Genomic DNA, 694 nt, shown 5'->3' with positions numbered 1-694 from the left:
CGTCAGATGCGCGGGCTGGTTCTCTTCGTGATTCGTATTGGAAATGAACACGGAAGAGAGACGGTCGAACGTGAGCTTGCCGTCGGGCTTCGGGTACTCGATCGGCTTGCACTGTGACGCCGGACGCAGCATCTCGTGATCGCGATGCTGGTGATGCAGCGTCCACGGCACGTTGCCGCCCAGCAGCTTTTGCTCGATGCCCACCATCAGCGTGCCCAGGTACAGGCCCTTGCTCATCCACTGCTTGAAGTTGCGCGCCTTGTACAGCTCTTCATGGAGCCACGAATTCTTGAACGCTTCCGGGTAGGCCGTGAGTTCGTCGCTCTGGCGGCCCGCCTGCACCGCGTCGAACGCCGCTTCCGCCGCGAGCATGCCGGTCTTGATCGCCGCGTGGCTGCCCTTGATGCGCGCCGCGTTCAGGAAGCCCGCGTCGTCGCCTACGAGTGCGCCGCCCGGGAACACGAGCTTCGGTAGCGACATCAGCCCGCCCGCCGTCATCGCGCGCGCGCCATACGAAACGCGCTTGCCGCCTTCCAGGTATTTGCGGATCGCCGGATGCGTCTTGTAGCGCTGGAATTCCTCGAACGGCGAGAGATACGGGTTCGTGTAGGCGAGACCGACGACAAAGCCCACCATCACCTGGTTGTTCTCGGTGTGATAAAGGAACGAGCCACCGTAGGTGTCCTTCTCAAGT

General features: G+C 62.4%; 1 protein-coding gene. It reads right to left on the bottom strand.

Going from position 1 to position 694, the window contains the following annotated elements:
* Positions 1 to 694: electron transfer flavoprotein-ubiquinone oxidoreductase (locus EYW47_RS41975; RefSeq protein WP_240763843.1), on the bottom strand; the 694-nt coding region annotated here is incomplete at both ends.

The organism is Paraburkholderia silviterrae, from assembly GCF_004353915.1.
Classification (GTDB): Bacteria; Pseudomonadota; Gammaproteobacteria; order Burkholderiales; family Burkholderiaceae; genus Paraburkholderia; species Paraburkholderia silviterrae.
This window is presented reverse-complemented; position numbering and strand designations above follow the sequence as displayed.